The sequence below is a fragment of the Paenibacillus taichungensis genome, assembly GCF_013359905.1.
In the GTDB taxonomy this organism is placed as follows: Bacteria; Bacillota; Bacilli; order Paenibacillales; family Paenibacillaceae; genus Paenibacillus; species Paenibacillus taichungensis.
Window position 1 is genome coordinate 200,102 of sequence record NZ_JABMCC010000105.1, and the last position, 17,253, is coordinate 217,354.

Consider the following 17,253-nt stretch of genomic DNA (forward strand, 5'->3'; position numbering starts at 1 on the left):
TAATATGGTTAAAAGCCCAAAGGCTTTAATGTATAATTCAAACATGGAATGCACATAGGGGAGTGGAAATGAATGAACATGTTTTGGGCTTTACTGGCTATGGCCTGGGGAACTATCAGTAGTGCACCCGCTACAGCCGATCAAGGGAATCAGCCTTTTCAATCTTTAACAAACAGCTTCAATACCGCCATTATTCAATCTCAAAAAGATCAAGTCGTTATTGATGCGGATAACCCACCTGCCAAAATTGACCCTCAACCCGATGCACCCGTTGTCAAAGGCATCTATGTGACGGCTTACAGCGCCGGTGGTGCACGCATGACATCATTACTCGATCTGATGGATAACACAGAGCTCAATTCCATGGTCATTGATATCAAGGACGATCTCGGATACATAACTTACCCTACGGAGAACAAGACATTACAGGAAATGGGCAAATCTCAGCCTTTTATCCGTGATATTGATGCCTTGATGAAACGCCTGCAAAAACATGATGTTTACCCGATCGCACGAGTGGTTGTATTCAAGGATACGATTCTCGCCAAGAAAAATCCGGAGCTCTCTTTCCGCAACAAGGACGGTTCTGTATGGGCCAATGGCAAAGGCGACAGCTTCGTGAATCCCTACAGTAAGGAAGTATGGGATTACAACATAGAGATCGCCAAGGAAGCTGCTAAATTGGGATTTAAGGAAATTCAGTTCGACTATGTTCGTTTTCCGGAAGGTTTTGAAACGCGTGCAGACGCATTGAAATACACCAAGTCTGACAAGTCCCGGGTCGACATTGTAGCCGAATTCGTGCAGTATGCACGCAAAGAGCTCGCACCGCTGGGTGTCCGAGTCTCGGTAGATATATTCGGTTACGCAGCCTCAGTACCAGCAGCCGAGGGTATTGGACAGGATTTTGTGAAGATATCTGAAAACGTGGATGTCATTTCGCCGATGGTTTACCCGAGTCACTACTCCACCGGCTGGTACGGTGTGAAGGACCCTGACAAAGATCCCTATACGACCATCAAAGGCTCCATGAAAGATACACATAAGAAACTCGATCCAACCAAGGAGCTGAAACCCGTTATCCGCCCATGGATTCAGGACTTTACAGCAAGCTGGTTAGGCAGCGGACATTACATCAAATACGGCAAAAAACAGGTAGAAGACCAAATTCGTGCGATGAAAGACATGGATGTGGATGAGTACCTGCTCTGGAATGCTTCCAATCGATATACACCAGATGTAAACTATAAATAATGCACTCTTATTGTTTGTTCACTTTACTCCAATAACCTCGTTCCGTATTCTCTGGAGCGAGGTTATTTACTATGCTCTCAACCTTACCTTCCGCACAACCATATTCCTCTCCCTATTCAAATTGGGCAAAATCCACTACAATAAATAGCTGTCCGTACATGACAGTTTAGTGATAACTCTTAAGAATAGTGAGGCACTGCCAGTGAACATGACCACCACCAGCTTTTCTCAAAAAGTAAAGCAATTCCTGATTATATTTCTACCCATCTTCACCACACAAATCGCCCTCTCTGCCATGTCGTTTTTCGATACCAATATGTCAGGCAAGTTCTCCCCTGCTGATCTCGCTGGTGTCGCCATTGGTGCAAGCCTGTGGTTGCCGGTACAGACAGGACTCAGTGGTATTCTGATTGGCATTACACCTGTTGTCTCACACCTGCTCGGTTCGAATCGTAATGACAAGATTGGTCATAATGTCATTCAAGCCTTATATCTAGGTGTGGCGGTCGGAATCGTCGTTCTTGCAGCAGGTACATTACTGCTCAGTCCCATTCTTAACGGAATGCCTTTGGAGCCGCGGGTTGCCCAAGTCGCCTTCTATTTTCTGTGTGCTTTGGCTTTTGGGGTTATCCCCCTTTTCGGCTACACTGTGCTGCGGAGTTTTATGGATGCACTGGGCCAGACACGGATCACCATGATGATTACGCTGGTTTCGCTTCCTGTAAACATCTTCCTGAACTATTTGCTTATCTTTGGACGCTGGGGCTTCCCTCAACTGGGAGGTGTCGGAGCAGGTGTAGCTACAGCAAGTACATACTGGCTCATTTTTCTCCTCAGCCTCTTTTTCGTACACCGGATTGAGCCCTTTGCCCAATATGGGATCTTTCGAAAATTGCCCAACATTTCATTGACCAAATGGAAAGAGCAGCTCAAGATCGGTGTTCCCATCGGTTTCGCTACTTTTTTTGAAACCTCTATCTTTGCAGCGGTCACATTATTAATGAGCCGGTTCGACACTATTACGATTGCTGCCCATCAGGCAGCCCTGAATTTCGCTTCTACGCTGTATATGCTGCCTGTGAGTATATGTATGGCCCTTACGATTCTTGTGGGCTATGAGGCGGGCGCAGGGCGTGTGAGAGACGCAAAGCAATACAGCCTCCTGGGTATCGGAGGAGCCATTGGGCTCTCTCTGTTAACAGCTGTGGTATTACTGGTATTCGGGGAACAAATTGCAGGCGTGTACTCGAATGATCGCGAAGTTATTGCTTTGACACAGCATTTCCTGATTTACGCCATCTTCTTTCAAATCTCTGATGCCATTGCCACCCCAACGCAGGGAGCACTTCGGGGTTACAAGGACGTGAATCCTGCATTGATCATAACGTTTGTCGCGTATTGGATCATCGGTCTACCGGTCGGCTACATCACGGCTACGTATACCTCACTCGGTGCCTTTGGATACTGGGTTGGACTCATTGCCGGCCTCGCCGTTGGAGCAACAGCGCTTCTCTGGAGATTGTTCCTTGTTCAGAAGCAAGCCTCGGTTCGTATGGCTGAAAATAAATAATGGAAATATAACAAAGAGCACAGCCCGCGATAAAACGGGACTGTGCTCTTTTAATTTAAACTTTTGTTGATGACTGGATTATTGGGACAAACGCTGTGCAAGCTGATAAGTCTCCATATCGAAGTCTTTTTTCGTATTAACAACTTTATCAATATCCGTCAGGGTCAGTTCTCCCTTGATAATACCGCAACCTTTGTCTGTCTCACCTGCGATCAGACTGCGTACGGCGAAATCTCCCAGACGACTGGCAAGGTTACGGTCAAACGGAGTTGGCGTACCTCCACGCTGAATGTGACCCAAAACAGTTACACGTGGCTCATACGTTGGGCAGCGTTCCATCAGTTCTTTCGCTACATCTTCACCTTTGCCCACGCCTTCAGCAACGATGATGATACTGTGGCGTTTGCCATGTGCAAAATTGGCTTTCATCCGATCTGCCACTTCGTCCATGTCAAACGGAACTTCCGGTACAAGAATCGTTTCTGCACCCGATGCGAGTCCTGCATGTAAAGCGATATCGCCACAGTGACGGCCCATTACTTCAACGATGGAAGAGCGTTCGTGTGAAGACATGGTATCGCGCAATTTGTTTACTGCATCTACTACTACACTTACTGCTGTATCGAATCCGATCGTATAATCGGTGAAAGAAACGTCATTATCAATCGTTCCCGGAAGACCCATCGTGTTGATGCCCAGCTTGCTCAGTTTGTTGGCACCGTTATATGAACCGTCTCCACCAATAACAACCAGGCCGTCAATACCGCGTGCACGCAGAATGTCTGCACCTTTTTGCTGACCTTCAGCGGTATAGAATTCCTTACAGCGTGCCGATTGCAGAACCGTTCCCCCACGCTGGATGATATCCCCTACACTCCGCAAATCCATTGGGAAAATATCGTTATTCAAAAGACCCTGGTATCCACGTTGAACCCCGTACACTTCGAGACCGTGAAACAGTCCGCTGCGAACAACCGCACGAACAGCCGCGTTCATCCCTTGTGAATCACCACCGCTCGTTAAAACTGCGATTTTCTTTACTGCTGTCATGATGTTTCTTCCTCCTCTAGTTTCACTTCAGGCTCCCACCAATACGCCTGACTTACATATGCTTACGAATCCAGCGGCTAAAGATAAAGAAAAATACTCTTGTCATCGGACTATTCTTCATCAAACGCTTGGAAACGACGCGAACTTCCTGTTGTTCGCTGACTTTGGGATCAGACAGGTAAATGGCAAGCAGTCCTTCGATAATCATCCGGTGGAACGAACTTCCCGGAATCTTCTGCACATCACTGCGGGCCATCTCCACAATAAAAGCAATTCGGTCCAGCATTGTCTCCACATTCTCATAATAATTGCAGAAGTTGAGATCTCCTCCGATACGATCTTCATCCTGATCGATTAAATAATCGAGCATAATATGCAGAGCACATACATGAGGAAAATAGGCAGTGTGGATCGAAGCCGCCTGCTCCTCTGTCAGCTGATCATCACTCGCAGCCAGAAACAGCATGAATACGCCCAGCGTAGAGCCGGTAGCGGCGGCAAATTCGTTCCAACGGAACTGAGGTGTGCGGTGGCGATGTTCCGACCACCATTCCAGCAAAGCCGTTTCTCTCAGTTCCGGCTTGATGTGCTTATATACCTGCAGGTCCGTGTATAGGCCTGCCAGATCCTGAATTTGAGGCTTGGCGGATGCATAGCCTGGCAGCTGACGAGTCAGCTCCTGACATGAGGTCACCAGATTCCTTAGGTATCCACCATCATCCTGCTCCTCACGGAGCGCGTAATAATTGACAGGGGTTGCTTCGGGATCTACCGCATCAAGCATAGATTGATGGAGAAGCCGAAAGTCATTCGGGTCCATCGATGTACTGCGATCACACAGATTGTCCAAATAATCACTAATAGTCTGATATGAAACGATCAGTGGAATCAGAATGTGCCTGTTCGGCAAATCAGGTAAAGCATAAACGGTCCCGCCTTCACAGTGGAACTGCTTGTCCCTGAGACTGGCCAGTGCCTGATTGCGCAATTCCTCATTCGGAATTTTCTCAGCTTGGGCACGCCATCCATCCAATTCCTTCCGCGTTTCCGGAATGGTGTATTTGTACACCCCTCTCATCAATGCCAACGGTCCACGCGGATATTGATGACGATTTCGATTTGATTGGCTCAAAATAAATGTGCCTCCACTTGGTTGAATACGTATTAGAGCGATTTTTAACCAATCCTATTATAATATGATCCCCTTAATTGTACAAATGATCTCCCGCATATTCCGCACAAAAAATCGCATCCGCTTTCAAGGCTTTGTGATATACTAGGCATATTTCATCCATCAAAGGAGTCGTTGACATGACGTCAAGTGAACCACTTTCGTGGAGACGGTTATTTGCATTTTTTGTGCCCCTGGGCATATCCGCCTCTCTCGTTACCATTTCGCACGTAATCATTAACAGTACACTCGCACGTTCCGCTCATCCCGAGACGGTCATTGCCAGCTACGCCATCGCTGGTAGCCTGCTAACCCTCACCGAGCGCCCTTCAACCCTACTGCGTCAAACCTGTTCGGCGCTGGTTCGGGACCGCCTTTCCTTTCAGGCCCTCACGTTTGTGACCAAAATATTTCTCGCTTGTGTACTTCTAATCGGATTTCTCATCGTATATTCTCCCATTGGTACAGGTGTATTCAAATATCTGTTTGGCGTAAGCCCGGATCTGTTATCCAAAGTGATCGACGTCTACGAGATTCTCATGTATGTCAGCATCTTTTCGGTCATCCGCAATATCTATCAAGGCATCATTATTACGAATAACCGTACGAAATGGCTGACAATCGGTATGTTATTCCGCCTTGCTGGCATGTATGGCCTGTCCTTGTATTTCATATATACTGACAGCATTGATAGTGGACGTGTAGGCGCTATCATTTTTGCGGCAGGAATGATGATTGAGGCTTTGGTCAGTTTTCTTGAAGGTAACAGCATTAAACGCAAGATGCCAGCCAAGCTGGAAGATCATCCTGTTGAAAACAAGGCAGACGTCTTTCGCTTTTACAAACCGCTGTTATTATCCAGTTTTGTAGCCCTGTTTATCGGCCCCGTCATTAATATCGTACTTGGCAAAACGACCGGGATTGCTCTAGCCATCTCTTCCTTTGCCGTTGCGAGTAGCCTGATGCAGCTGATGCTAAGCTTTTTTACATACATCCACCAAATCGTGCTGAATTTCTATCTTGTTGATGCCAAACTAGTGAAGAAGTTCGCACTGGTCACCGGATTTGTTCCTTTTGCCATGACCGTGTCGATTGCCTACACCCCGCTTGGACCGTGGGTATTGGAAAATGTAATGAGCGTTCAGGGCAATCTGCTACAGCAAAGTTTGTGGACACTACGTGCGTTTGTGCTCTTTCCGCTGATTTCACCTTTTCTCGACTTCAGTAATGGTTTGATTCTACTGCGCGGACAGACCAAAACGATGTTTCGCTCCCAGACGGCCAATGCCATATGTACGGTGATCGTCCTGCTCATTCTGGTTAGCATATTCCCTGCGTGGAACGGCATGATCGGTGCAGTGGCTCAATCCCTAGGCCTGCTTGCCGAGCTTGTCATTGTCTGGCTTGTCATCCGGCGTACGCAGAAGGAACCTAGCATGTCTGTACACTCATCCGGGAAATCATCTTCCCTCAAGGGATAATAAATTTGAACTGTAATCAAGAATGGAGCCTTTCATCATGAAATCAAGTCATACCGCCCGGCCAGATCAAAACTGGCTGCGGGCACTTATGTTCACCATCTTCGGTTCCACCGTTCTGGTGGTATCGTATTTCCAGCTTTATTTCAGTCATCTGGGGTTCAGTCGGGCCGAAATCGGTTACCTGTACGGAATCGGTCCTCTCGTCTCCGTATTCTCTAACATGTTCTGGAGTATGGCCAGTGACCGTTACAAAACTGTACGCAAAGTGATGATCATCCTGCTTGCCGGGCAACTGATCACAGGTGTCATGCTTGCCAATGCCACAACCTTTGGTCAGGTGTTTGTACTGGTGACCCTGTTTTACTTTTTCTACTACCCGGTTTATCCACTTTCGGATACGATGGCGATTACAACCGCAAGCAAGTATGGGCGAAATTTCACTTCCATTCGTGTATTTGGCTCGATCGGATATGCGTTCTTTGCCTTAAGCATTGGATATTTTCTCGGATCTTTCGGACCAGGATGGACGATGTGGGTATGTATTGCTCTGGCCGCGACTACTCTCCTAATCGGTTTTCGATTAAAAGATCAGCCTTCGGGCAGCAGCACTAAAATGGATCTTTCGGGACTATGGTCCATCTTGAAACGAAGGGATGTCCTCACCTTTTTCGGATGCGTTTTTCTGCTCGCTCTGGGTCACCGGATGAATGAAGCTTTTCTCACCATCACACTGAAAGATCTAGGTGCCAGTGAAGGGCTCATCGGCTGGTCCCTGTTGATCTCTTCGGTCAGTGAAATTCCGGTGTTTTTGCTGCTAAGCAGATACGGCAATCGCTACAAAGAACTTCCTTTGCTGACGATCGCTGCGCTGATGTATACGATTCGCTTATTTCTGATGTCCATCTCGGATACACCCGCGGCGGTCGTTGCCATTCAGACGATGCACAGCGTGACCTTTGGCATCTTCTACGTGACGGCAGTCCGTTATATTACCCGCCTTGTTCCGGATGGCTATCGCGCCACTGGTATGGCCTTGTTCACCATTGTGTGGTCCAGCGCTTCCGGTCTGCTCAGCGGAACGCTGGGAGGATTGCTGCTGGAGCATACCAACAGAAACACCTTCTATCTCACTGCGATGGCGTTTTCTCTGGCGGCACTTGTTGGATTTTGTATGAAGCTTTGGTCAAGCATGACTAGCCGCACATAAACATCCAAAAAGGATTTCCCATATGGAACTCCACTTATCAAATATATCAAAAAAAGCACAGTCTCCCATGGGGGGACTGTGCTTGGGTTCGTATATTCAGCTAGAAGCCAATCATTTATAAGAAATCCGTATGATCGGAAAAATTCTTACAATTTGTTTACGTTAGCTGCTTGAGGACCACGGTTTCCATCAGTGATTTCGAATTCTACCGCTTGACCTTCTTCCAATGTTTTAAAGCCGTCGCCTTGGATTGCGGAGAAATGTACGAATACGTCCTCGCCGCCTTCAACTGAAATAAAGCCATAGCCTTTTTCTGCGTTAAACCATTTAACTGTACCTTTCAAATGAACAACCTCCTAAAAATATCGCCATCTATGGCGAATACCCTCATTATACTGTATGACCTTCTACATTGCAATTTATCTTTTCCATAAAAGTCGAAAAAATTTGCTTTGAATCCAAGGGTACGGTATCATTTTACCAAAACCGTTAGTTTGGAGACTACCTATGATAAAAAAACATGAAATATACAAAACAGACAAGTGGAATATGATGACCGTAGAAGTTCAAGGCAAATATCTGGTGCTTCGTGAAATCTCGGAAGAATGGGGCGAAGAATGCCATACCTTCCTCAGCCGTCCTGCGTTGATGCACTGGGCTGAACGCCGCTTCCCGAAAGAAGATTTCGAGAACCGCGAGGACGAATGGCGTCAACTGATGGCTGCCTTCAAAGGGGTCTAGCCCATGCAGCTTGACTCAAGCAATGTTGTCATCTTTATTATTCTTGCTTTTTCCTTGGGAATCGTGCTGATTCTGGGACGCAACTCCATCCCGGATCGTCTAAGACGGGGCATGGCTCTGATTGCCACCCTGCTGATCTGTTTCGCATTTTTCCTGATCGTTTACTTTTTGGTCAATATGGGAGCCTAGCTTCATCAAATATTTCAATGCCCCTCAGGTCATACTATACGGGATTATTCGTATAGTGAGGAGGAAGGCCGTTGAAATACCGCAAATCGCTGTTCATTTTGCTGGTACTTAGTCTGATTCCTTCGTCTCTCTCCGCACAAGCGAGTGGGACGAAGGCAGCTTCGTCTATATATTCATCACTTCATCAAAGGAGGATTCCCATGAGTCAACTATTGAAACGTTCCGAGGTACCTACTGAACAAACCTGGAAACTGGAAGATCTATTCGCCGATCAGAAAGCTTGGGATCAGGAATATGAAGAAGTATCGTCTTTGACTAAGAAAGCCTCCGAATTCCAAGGCAAACTGAACAAACCTGAGACACTCAAAAACTGTTTTGAACTCGAAGATGAGATCAGTCTCAAAACCGAACGCCTCTTTGTGTATGCACGGATGCATCAAGATGAAGACACAGCTAACCCTACATATCAAAACCTGTCCCAAAAAGCACAAAAGTTAAGCGTGCAGGTTGGTGAAGCACTATCTTATGTTACACCCGAAATCTTGTCCCTTCCGGATGATCAGTTGGATGCCCTCATCTCCAACGAGAAACTCTCTGCCTATAAGTTCACACTGGAAGAGATGAAACGTGAAAAGGCTCATGTACTGAGCCAAGCCGAGGAAGCATTGCTTGCACAGGTGGGTAATCTATCCCAGGCACCACAGACCATCTTTAGCATGTTGAACAACGCCGATCTCAAGTTCCCAAAAATCAAGGATGAGCATGGAAACGAAGTGGAACTGACTCATGGCAGCTATATTCAGTTCTTGGAAAATCCGAATCGGGAAGTTCGCGAACGTGCCTTCAAAGCGGTGTATGAAACCTATGGCAAGCAAAAGAACACCATTGCTGCAGCTCTGAACGCTAACGTAACTAAAAATATGTTTTATGCCGATGTTCGGAAATACCCTTCCGTCATGGATATGTCCCTTTACGGCGACAACATTCCGAAGGATGTCTATACCAATCTTGTGGATACAATTCATGAGAGCCTTCCGCTGTTACACCGTTATATGGACCTGCGCAAAAAATTGCTCGGCGTAGATAAGCTGCATATGTATGACCTTTTCGCCCCACTGGTGGATGAATACAAAATGGACATTACCTACGAGGAAGCCAAACAAACGGTTAAAGATGGCTTGAAGCCGCTTGGCAAGGATTATGCAGACGCATTACAGGCCGGCTATGATGATCGCTGGATTGATGTATACGAAAATGAGAATAAACGTTCAGGCGCATATAGTTGGGGAGCCTACGGCACCCACCCTTACGTCTTGTTGAATCACAAAGATAACCTGAATAGCATGTTTACACTGGCACATGAAATGGGCCACGCACTGCATTCCCACTATTCAGACACTACGCTTCCATATCGTGATGCACAGTACACCATTTTCCTGGCTGAGGTTGCATCTACAACGAATGAAGCTTTGTTAATGGATTATCTGCTCAATAAATCGACAGATCCGAAGGAAAAGCTATACTTGCTGACGTATTATGCAGATCAGTTCCGTACCACGGTATTCCGTCAAACCATGTTTGCAGAATTCGAAAAAATCATTCACGAGCGTGCGGAACAGGGTGAAGCTCTCACACCTCAGCTGCTTTCCGAGATTTATTATGATCTTAATGTCAAATACCATGGAGATAGCATGGTGGTGGACAAAGATATTGAAATGGAATGGGCGCGTATTCCCCACTTCTATAACAGCTTCTACGTGTACAAATATGCGACCGGCTTCTCAGCAGCGACCAGTTTCTCCAAGCAAATTCTGGAAGAGGGGAAGCCTGCTGTAGACCGTTATCTTGGATTCCTCAAGAGCGGTGGCAGTGACTATTCCATCAACATCCTGAAAAAAGCAGGAGTGGATATGTCAACGCCAGAGCCGATTCGCGAAGCTATGAGTGTGTTCAAGGAATTGATTGAGCAAATGGAACAACTAACGAAATAAGGTTGCTTTTTCGTCCATGTGACCTGTGTCCCTTGCCCATTCGGGCAAGGGATTTTATAATCAAGCAAGATGCAAGCTCCATAAATTAGGGTAATTGCATACATAGTCCTGAATTGTTCAACAAGGAGGCACCACCATGAAAATGCAATGGGCACTCATCGCAGGTCTCGTTTTTGCATTACTTACCGGAATTTTTGCGGTCATTAATGTGGATTCCGTACAAGTCAACCTGCTATTTAACACGGTTCAAATCCCGCTGATTCTGCTCATTCTTGGCTGCACCCTAATCGGTGGAATCATTGTAGGTTCTTATGGCATCTTCCGCCAATATCGACTGCAACGCGAGAACAAACAATTGAAGCTGCGTGTATCCGAGTTGGAAAACTCCGCAGCAAGCAGCTCTACCTCTTCTCTGGATTCGTTTAAATCCATGGATACATTCGGAACGATCGATTCGGACAACGTTTCTGTGGAGTCCGATTCCATTCAGAGTCAACGAAAAGGAAATCCTTCGGGTACGCTGTAACACATCAGAGCAGCCTGCTGGCTATCAAGAATGGAATTGTACATTCTGCCAGACAGGCTGTATTCTGTTTTAAGAACAACTTACTGCACAATTATTAACGAGGAGGAAATTTCCATATGAGTTTTACCATTGACGAATCCTATGTCCTGTCTTTTCTGAAAAAGTTACTCGATACTCCCAGCCCTAGTGGCTATACCCACGATATTATTGAGATGATCCGCAAGGAAGCTGAATCACTTCATGTTGATTTTGAATTGAACAACAAGGGTGGAGCTGTGCTCACATTGCCTGGGCAGGACTCTTCCAGAACGATCGGATTGAGTGCACATGTGGATACATTGGGAGCTATGGTGCGTTCCATCACATCCTACGGCACACTGAAGCTTACCTCTGTCGGTGGATTTACCATGAACAGTATCGAGAATGAGTATTGCACCATCCACACACGCGATGGAAAGACCTACACAGGCACCATCCTTTCCCTGCACCCTTCTGTACACGTCTATCCGGATGCACGTACGTTTGAGCGAAGCGAGAGCCATATGGAAGTACGCATTGATGAAGTGGTCTCTTCCAAGGAAGATGTTCTGGCATTGGGTATCTCTGTAGGGGACTTTATTTCCTTCGATGCCCGTGCGGTCATTACACCCAGCGGATATATCAAATCGCGTCACCTTGATGATAAAGCCAGCGTAGCTGCTTTGTTCGGTATCCTGGAATCTGCACATCGGGAAAACTGGAAACCACTGCATAACGTTTCGCTGCTCATCTCGAACTATGAAGAAGTTGGACACGGCGCATCTTATATTCCTGCGGAAATCAGCGAATTGATTGCTGTAGACATGGGCGCAATGGGTGACGACCTTAGCTGCAAGGAGACGGATGTATCCATCTGTGCCAAGGATTCGTCCGGACCATATGACTACGATATGACCTCGCGACTGATCGAACTGGCCAAACAAGCAAGCCTTGATTATGTCGTTGATATTTATCCACAATACGGCTCCGATGGCAGTGCAGCATTACGTGGAGGAAATAACATTCGTGCTGCATTGATTGGTCCGGGCGTTCATGCTTCCCACTCCATGGAACGCACGCATAAAGACGCTGTCCTGAATACAGCGAGACTGCTCGCCGCATATATTACGACCAAGTAAATTGTGACATGGTCATGCACAAGTCGAATGGAAATACAGCATTTGAATAAATGATCAGAGTTGTGACCTCGATCTGATCGGGCATGCCGACTTGGATATTTATCATTCACTTTTATCATGTAAAAAAGGACACTTCTGCTGCGCCGTTTAGGCGCAAGCCGGAAGTGTCCTTCTTCTTTGAAATGTCTCAAATTGCTCGTTCAATATATTCGCTATACCTACGTTCCAGAAGCTCCAGCTTCACTTTGTGATCCCGGATCTCATCCTTCAGCACATGCAACGTGCTTCGCACTGCACTCAATCCATCCTTCACCTGAGTTTCAGCTTTGCGAATTTTGTCTTGTACCATCCAATCCACAAAGAGATTATCGAAGAAATAGTCTGCGAATGAAAGCAGGCCTCCAAGGTGTAATTCCGTGTTTACAGCCATCTTCACATCCTCCAGCTCCTTCTGAAATCGGCGAAGACGTCTTCCGGCATCGACAATAGCAACCTGAGCGTCATCCATTCTGCTGCGCTTAATATGGGTCGAGATCATCCCCCCACCCATCATGTCGTATACTCCCCAATTTCCCGCAGAGGACAAAGCCTTTTCAGCACGTTCAAGTGCATCGAGCAGATACTGACCTTCTCGATCCGCTTCATTTAGCTCCTGAAGCTCTCCCGAGAGATGTTCTCGATCCTCAGCCATCTGCTGCAATTCTGCATCTTTATCGAGCAAATCGTTTTCCTTCTTGCCCAATAACACCTTGTAATCACTTTCCCAGAATTGGTATTGCCGCTGTCCGTCCAGTTGCTGCTTAACTTGCGAGCGCTGCTTCTGGATATCCGTTAACATCTGGCATGCTGTATCGTACTCTGCCTTACTTTCCATCAACTCCAGTTCTTCTTTTTCCAGTCGATCCTCTTTTTTGCCGATTAAATGATAAAAGAATGCTGATAACGTCATGTTGTTGAGGCGATCCACATCGTTTTGTTCCTTCTGTAGATGCTCCAGACGCTGCTGTACTTTCCTTTTCCATTCCGCTTCCTCCTGATTCAGCTTCTCCAGCCGATCATTCCATTTATCGTACATTCTTCCCTTTTCCTTGATCACTGCCAATTGTTCATTCAGTTCTCTGTACATGGATGTGGAGTTCTCCCCCTTCTATGGAATTCTTTATTTAATAAACGGTTTGAATATGGTTAACGTTTCATATAAATTCATTTTCATCAATGCAAAAAAAATCGCCCTCCCCCAAAAGCCGACTACAAGTCGCTTTTGAAGAGAAGACGATTCACTGAAATATACTTTAAGACTTGCTGTTTTCAATCTGTTCCGCAAGCTCATTCAGAACGGTCCACCGTTCCATCAGTTCGTCCAGATGACGCTCCGCCTCCGCCTGCTCTGCCATTAACTCCTGTAGACGGGCTGAATCGCTGAACGATTCTTCCATCTCTTTATTAATGCGGGCCAGATTGGCTTCAGCTTTCTCGATATTCTCATCAATCTGGTCATATTCACGCTGTTCCTTGAAGCTGAACTTCAACTTAGGTTTAGCGGCCGAGACAGCAGGTTTACTTTCTTCCGTTGCTGCCGGTTTCAATTTAGCAGCTGCTCCCGTCGCACTATCCTGAGAAGATGCAGGGGCATTTTTTAACATCCATTCTGCATATTCACTGTAGTCCCCAACATGCACACGCACAGCACCGCCACCTTCAAAAGACAGTACTTTATCCACCGTCCGATCCAGGAAGTACCGGTCATGGGATACGACAAATACAACACCTGGGAAATCATCCAGGTAATCTTCGAGTACTGCAAGTGTCTGAATGTCCAGGTCGTTCGTCGGCTCATCCAGCAGCAGGACATTCGGTGCAGCCATCAGCACACGCAGCAGGTACAGACGACGCTTTTCTCCGCCGGACAGACGGGAGATGGGTGTCCACTGTGACGCAGGGGTGAAGAGGAAACGCTCCAGCATCTGAGCTGCTGTAATAAGAGATCCATCAGCCGTTTTTATATTCTCGGCCACTTCCTTGATGTACTCAATAACCCGCAGAGATTCATTCATCTCCTGATGCTCCTGAGTGAAGTAGCCCAGATTAACCGTCGGGCCCACAACAACCTCACCGGCATCGGGTTCCAACTTTCCAGAAATCATTTGCAGCAAGGTTGATTTACCGCTGCCGTTCGGGCCGACAATACCTACCCGGTCACCTGGTACCGCAATGTAACTGAGATCTTCAATCAATTTGCGGCCATCTGCCGATTTGGACAGATGCTCGATCTCCAGTATTTTTTTACCCAAACGAGTGGAACCCACGGATACCTCTAGTGAGCCTGAACGATTGGGTCCCTGTTGATCCTTCAACTGTTCAAAGCGATCAATTCTCGCTTTTTGTTTCGTGGTCCGTGCTTTTGCACCGCGACGAATCCAGGCGAGCTCCGTACGCAGCAGATTTTGCCGTTTTTGTTCGGATGCGGATTCACGCTCTTCACGCTCAGCCTTCAGTTCCAGGAAACGGGTATAGTTGGCCTCATAACGGAATAAACGTCCATGATCCAGCTCCAGCATCACATTGGCTACACGATCCAAGAAATAACGATCATGCGTGATCATGAGCAGGGCGCCGCGCCTTTTTTGCAAATACTGTTCCAGCCAAACTACAGAATCATTATCAATATGGTTCGTAGGCTCATCCAGAATGAGCAATTCGCAGGGATGAATCAGCGCAGAAGCAAGCGCCACCCGTTTACGTTGTCCACCAGACAATGTGCCCATCAGCGCATCGAATTGACGAATGCCCAGTTTGGACAGAATGCTCTTCGCTTCACTTTCCATCTGCCAAACCTGGAGCTGCTCCATTTGCTGGTTCAAACGCAATAAACGCTCTTGCAGTGCCGGATCGGAAGGATTAAGTTCCAATAGCTCCATTGTTTCTGTATACTCACGTACTGTTTTCATCTCCGGGCTGTCGCCCTCAAATACTTGTTGCAAGACTGTATTATCCGGGTTAAACTGCGGATTCTGTGCCAGGAACTGTATACGCACGTCATTCCCAATCGAGATCTGTCCCTCATCCGCTGGCTCCATACCTGCAATGACACGCAAAAATGTGGACTTCCCGGTTCCATTGACACCAACGACACCAATCTTGTCCTGATCGCCCATACCGAATGAGGCGTCTTTAAACAATATTTTCTCACCATAGCTTTTCGCAACTTGCTCTACCGTCATTATGTTCATTGCTCGTAACCTACTTCTCTGTAAAATGTATTCAATATGAGGCTGCACATAAGATGCAACTACACTCACGCTATACTTGCAAAAAGGAACGACATCCGTCCAGAAACAGAGCTGCTGCAAAGGCAATTCGTTTGTTCAGGTGCTCCTCATTAAATTCCGGATTCAACATGATATCCATCTTTAGCCGATCGAGAATCCCGATATAAGCTTCTGCGAGCAGCACAGGCTCAGGCACACCAGCATTCTCTAACACCTCACGCACCATGCTCATATATTCATTCATAAATGCCTTCATGAATTTCATCAGATCCGGATCATTATTGGGTGCCATAAAAAACAGCTTGGTATGATTGCGACGCTCATAATAATACGTAAGGTGAGTCTTGGCGATCGCACCCAGCTTATCCCCCGTACTCTCATGTGATTTCAATGCATAATCCAGGCGACTGATAAAACTGTCGCAATCCCGCTTGGATACGGCGATAAATAATTGTTCCTTATTTTTGAAATATAAATAAATGGTGCCTTTCGCGATGCCTGCTTCGTCCGCAATATCGGACATTTTCGTCTCATAGAATCCTTTTGAACCGAAAATACCATAAGCTGCATCCAGAATTGCCTCCGATTTGTCTCCTTGCACAGTGCTCAAACGCACTCCCTCCCTACGACGCCAAAATGATACCCAAACCGATCGCTAAACATCCGCCGATCACCGAACTGAGCACGTTCACCAGATCATTACTCATCCAAGTCCAGCCACGCGCTCGAACGGTTCTGTGTCCACAATGTTCACTAACCTCGACCTCACGGCCGCACACAGTACAACGATACATATACTGAACCGTTGCGCCCAGATAAGAATCGGCAAAAGCTCCTGCCAATCCGCCTACAAGGCCGACACACGTCCAGCTGAGCAGACTCAATCCTCCGATCCCGGCAATCCAGGAAAAGAAAAACGCACCCACGCCGATCAAAGCTCCACCTATGGCAGCAGCCAGCGTCCCAAGTAATGAAACACCTCCAGAGGTACCTGGAGTCAGCACCTTCCACGTCACGACAGAGCGCGGTGGCTTACGGCTGAGACTTCCCCACTCGGTTGCCCATGTATCTGAAGTAACGGTAGCCATGACACCAATAAAAGCATACATCCAGGCCGGGTGTGGAAGGATCCAGTTCCCCAGAACAAGAAACATGCCGATTCCACCGTTAGCCATGACCTGTCCAGCATCACGATTGCCCGTCTTGGCATACGATTTCTCAAGCTCCTGCTTGCGATCCTTGCGAAATTTGGAGAACAGTGTTGAGGTAATGAAAAACAGCAGCAGTGTTCCAAACCAGAACAGGTTGCCCGCTCCGTAATATATCGTACCCATGATCACAGCCGCCAGGCAGCCGGACAGGGTTAACGACTTCTTCGCGTAAGCAGCACCCGCTACAATAAAAGCGCATACGGCGCCAATAATCCAGTCCATAAGTTCTCCTGCATGTGGCAGCATCTATGGCCCACATGACGTTTTATATTTTTGAAATTTAATTATACCACGGTTTGAACCCAATGCAGAAACTCCCTGACCCCGCATACAAAAAACCTGATTTGGCAACTTTGAAAGCTGCCAAATCAGGTCTATGATATTGTGATAAAACTGTGATGAATGATCCTGCTTCCGTTTAATCAAGGATTCGAGG

General features: G+C 46.9%; 16 protein-coding genes. 9 read left to right on the forward strand and 7 right to left on the reverse strand.

From position 1 onward, the window contains the following. The first annotated feature begins 72 nt into the window (after positions 1-72). Together HP548_RS10540 and HP548_RS10545 are read left to right on the forward strand one after the other, a co-directional pair. Positions 73-1,254, forward strand: a complete 1,182-nt coding sequence (locus HP548_RS10540) for a putative glycoside hydrolase (RefSeq protein WP_175381610.1) — start codon at positions 73-75, stop codon at positions 1,252-1,254. 208 nt (positions 1,255-1,462) lie between these two features. After that, positions 1,463-2,824 carry an MATE family efflux transporter gene (locus tag HP548_RS10545; protein WP_175381656.1) on the forward strand — a complete coding sequence of 454 codons (1,362 nt, stop codon included), beginning with the start codon at positions 1,463-1,465 and terminating at the stop codon, positions 2,822-2,824. 78 nt (positions 2,825-2,902) lie between these two features. Here the strand turns inward: HP548_RS10545 and pfkA are convergent, their stop codons facing one another. Together pfkA and HP548_RS10555 are read right to left on the reverse strand one after the other, a co-directional pair. After that, positions 2,903-3,874, reverse strand: coding sequence for a 6-phosphofructokinase (gene pfkA / locus HP548_RS10550; RefSeq protein ID WP_076292040.1), 972 nt, complete (start codon positions 3,872-3,874; stop codon positions 2,903-2,905). A 52-nt stretch (positions 3,875-3,926) separates the two neighbouring features. After that, positions 3,927-5,006 (reverse strand): tetraprenyl-beta-curcumene synthase family protein, encoded by a 1,080-nt coding sequence (locus HP548_RS10555; protein ID WP_175381611.1) that lies wholly within the window; start codon positions 5,004-5,006, stop codon positions 3,927-3,929. A gap of 179 nt (positions 5,007-5,185) precedes the next feature. Here HP548_RS10555 and HP548_RS10560 point away from each other — a divergent pair, with 179 nt between their 5' ends. Together HP548_RS10560 and HP548_RS10565 are read left to right on the forward strand one after the other, a co-directional pair. Further along, a complete protein-coding gene (locus tag HP548_RS10560) occupies positions 5,186-6,526 on the forward strand; it encodes a multi antimicrobial extrusion protein MatE (RefSeq protein WP_076292041.1) in 1,341 nt (446 codons plus the stop codon). Positions 6,527-6,563: 37 nt separating this feature from the next. Continuing rightward, positions 6,564-7,733, forward strand: a complete 1,170-nt coding sequence (locus tag HP548_RS10565; protein ID WP_175381612.1) for an MFS transporter — start codon at positions 6,564-6,566, stop codon at positions 7,731-7,733. A 146-nt stretch (positions 7,734-7,879) separates the two neighbouring features. Here the strand turns inward: HP548_RS10565 and HP548_RS10570 are convergent, their stop codons facing one another. Next, entirely contained in the window at positions 7,880-8,077 is a 198-nt protein-coding gene (locus HP548_RS10570; RefSeq protein ID WP_017689394.1) for a cold shock domain-containing protein, read from the reverse strand. A gap of 163 nt (positions 8,078-8,240) precedes the next feature. On the opposite strand from HP548_RS10570, the gene HP548_RS10575 reads away from it, so the two are divergent. The 5 genes from HP548_RS10575 to HP548_RS10595 all read left to right on the forward strand — a co-directional run bounded on the left by HP548_RS10575 (position 8,241) and on the right by HP548_RS10595 (position 12,337). After that, the gene (locus HP548_RS10575; RefSeq protein WP_024629225.1) at positions 8,241-8,474 is read left to right on the forward strand and encodes a hypothetical protein; all 234 of its coding nucleotides are present in this window, start codon (positions 8,241-8,243) and stop codon (positions 8,472-8,474) included. A 3-nt stretch (positions 8,475-8,477) separates the two neighbouring features. Continuing rightward, positions 8,478-8,663: a hypothetical protein gene (locus HP548_RS10580; RefSeq protein ID WP_024629224.1), complete on the forward strand. Its 186-nt coding sequence runs from the start codon at positions 8,478-8,480 to the stop codon at positions 8,661-8,663. A 200-nt stretch (positions 8,664-8,863) separates the two neighbouring features. Continuing rightward, the gene (gene pepF / locus HP548_RS10585; RefSeq protein ID WP_175381657.1) at positions 8,864-10,654 is read left to right on the forward strand and encodes an oligoendopeptidase F; all 1,791 of its coding nucleotides are present in this window, start codon (positions 8,864-8,866) and stop codon (positions 10,652-10,654) included. A 136-nt stretch (positions 10,655-10,790) separates the two neighbouring features. Next, positions 10,791-11,180 carry a LapA family protein gene (locus HP548_RS10590; RefSeq protein ID WP_076292044.1) on the forward strand — a complete coding sequence of 130 codons (390 nt, stop codon included), beginning with the start codon at positions 10,791-10,793 and terminating at the stop codon, positions 11,178-11,180. Positions 11,181-11,296: 116 nt separating this feature from the next. Further along, the gene (locus HP548_RS10595) at positions 11,297-12,337 is read left to right on the forward strand and encodes a M42 family metallopeptidase (protein ID WP_175381613.1); all 1,041 of its coding nucleotides are present in this window, start codon (positions 11,297-11,299) and stop codon (positions 12,335-12,337) included. A gap of 187 nt (positions 12,338-12,524) precedes the next feature. Here the strand turns inward: HP548_RS10595 and HP548_RS10600 are convergent, their stop codons facing one another. From HP548_RS10600 to HP548_RS10615, 4 genes are all read right to left on the reverse strand, one after another. Next, positions 12,525-13,463, reverse strand: coding sequence for a hypothetical protein (locus tag HP548_RS10600; protein ID WP_175381614.1), 939 nt, complete (start codon positions 13,461-13,463; stop codon positions 12,525-12,527). A gap of 166 nt (positions 13,464-13,629) precedes the next feature. Beyond that, positions 13,630-15,567 (reverse strand): ABC-F family ATP-binding cassette domain-containing protein, encoded by a 1,938-nt coding sequence (locus HP548_RS10605; protein WP_175381615.1) that lies wholly within the window; start codon positions 15,565-15,567, stop codon positions 13,630-13,632. A gap of 70 nt (positions 15,568-15,637) precedes the next feature. Further along, positions 15,638-16,216, reverse strand: coding sequence for a TetR/AcrR family transcriptional regulator (locus tag HP548_RS10610; RefSeq protein ID WP_076292048.1), 579 nt, complete (start codon positions 16,214-16,216; stop codon positions 15,638-15,640). Between the two features lie 13 nt (positions 16,217-16,229). Beyond that, positions 16,230-17,039, reverse strand: a complete 810-nt coding sequence (locus HP548_RS10615; RefSeq protein WP_099853722.1) for a DUF92 domain-containing protein — start codon at positions 17,037-17,039, stop codon at positions 16,230-16,232. Positions 17,040-17,253: the final 214 nt, after the last annotated feature.

Bases quoted from the DNA above. Each gene is read 5' to 3' on its own strand.
- HP548_RS10615 (WP_099853722.1), bottom strand. From the start codon at position 17,039: ATGGACTGGATTATTGGCGCCGTATGCGCTTTTATTGTAGCGGGTGCT.
- HP548_RS10560 (WP_076292041.1), top strand. From the start codon at position 5,186: ATGACGTCAAGTGAACCACTTTCGTGGAGACGGTTATTTGCATTTTTT.
- pepF (WP_175381657.1), top strand. From the start codon at position 8,864: ATGAGTCAACTATTGAAACGTTCCGAGGTACCTACTGAACAAACCTGG.
- HP548_RS10595 (WP_175381613.1), top strand. From the start codon at position 11,297: ATGAGTTTTACCATTGACGAATCCTATGTCCTGTCTTTTCTGAAAAAG.
- HP548_RS10575 (WP_024629225.1), top strand. From the start codon at position 8,241: ATGATAAAAAAACATGAAATATACAAAACAGACAAGTGGAATATGATG.
- pfkA (WP_076292040.1), bottom strand. From the start codon at position 3,874: ATGACAGCAGTAAAGAAAATCGCAGTTTTAACGAGCGGTGGTGATTCA.
- HP548_RS10605 (WP_175381615.1), bottom strand. From the start codon at position 15,567: ATGAACATAATGACGGTAGAGCAAGTTGCGAAAAGCTATGGTGAGAAA.
- HP548_RS10540 (WP_175381610.1), top strand. From the start codon at position 73: ATGAACATGTTTTGGGCTTTACTGGCTATGGCCTGGGGAACTATCAGT.
- HP548_RS10590 (WP_076292044.1), top strand. From the start codon at position 10,791: ATGAAAATGCAATGGGCACTCATCGCAGGTCTCGTTTTTGCATTACTT.
- HP548_RS10580 (WP_024629224.1), top strand. From the start codon at position 8,478: ATGCAGCTTGACTCAAGCAATGTTGTCATCTTTATTATTCTTGCTTTT.
- HP548_RS10600 (WP_175381614.1), bottom strand. From the start codon at position 13,463: ATGTACAGAGAACTGAATGAACAATTGGCAGTGATCAAGGAAAAGGGA.
- HP548_RS10565 (WP_175381612.1), top strand. From the start codon at position 6,564: ATGAAATCAAGTCATACCGCCCGGCCAGATCAAAACTGGCTGCGGGCA.
- HP548_RS10545 (WP_175381656.1), top strand. From the start codon at position 1,463: ATGACCACCACCAGCTTTTCTCAAAAAGTAAAGCAATTCCTGATTATA.